Below are 429 nucleotides of genomic sequence, written 5' to 3' on the forward strand. Positions count from 1 at the left end.
GGTCCTCACCCATGCCGGCCTCCGGCGGCTGGCACCCGGAGCCTGTCCACCAGCTCGGCCATCCGCCGTACGGTACTGAAGTTGTCCAGCCGCAGGTCCGCCCCGCGTACGGCGATGGCGTAGGTCTTCTCCAGGTGCACCACCACCTGCATGGCGAACAGGGACGACAGGCCGCCGGCGTCGACCAGGTCGGTGTCGGCGTCCCAGGCGGTTCCGGTGCGCTCTTCCAGGAACTCCAGCAGTTCCTTCTCCAGGTCGTGGGTGTTGGGCGTGTTCGCTGTGGTCATGGCAGTCTCCTCGTCGGGGTGTTCATCAGGTGTAGTCGTAGAAGCCGCGCCCGGACTTGCGGCCCAGCCGCCCTTCCAGGACCAGTTGGAGCAGCAGTCCGGTGGGGCGGCAGCCGTCGTCGCCGGTGCGTTCGTGGAGCAC

General features: G+C 68.3%; 2 protein-coding genes. Both read right to left on the minus strand.

The genetic code is table 11. The features are described 5' to 3' along the window. Positions 1-5: 5 nt before the first annotated feature. Positions 6-287, minus strand: a complete 282-nt coding sequence (locus RM572_RS29380; protein WP_311676386.1) for an acyl carrier protein — start codon at positions 285-287, stop codon at positions 6-8. A gap of 25 nt (positions 288-312) precedes the next feature. After that, the coding region (locus RM572_RS29385; RefSeq protein ID WP_311676387.1) for a 3-hydroxyacyl-CoA dehydrogenase family protein at positions 313-429 on the minus strand (117 nt) is incomplete at its 5' end.

The sequence above is a fragment of the Streptomyces hazeniae genome, from assembly GCF_031845485.1.
In the GTDB taxonomy this organism is placed as follows: domain Bacteria; phylum Actinomycetota; class Actinomycetes; order Streptomycetales; family Streptomycetaceae; genus Streptomyces; species Streptomyces hazeniae.

What these genes read in the sequence shown, in the direction of transcription:
- RM572_RS29380 (WP_311676386.1), bottom strand. Translation starts at nt 287, where the DNA reads ATGACCACAGCGAACACGCCCAACACCCACGACCTGGAGAAGGAACTG.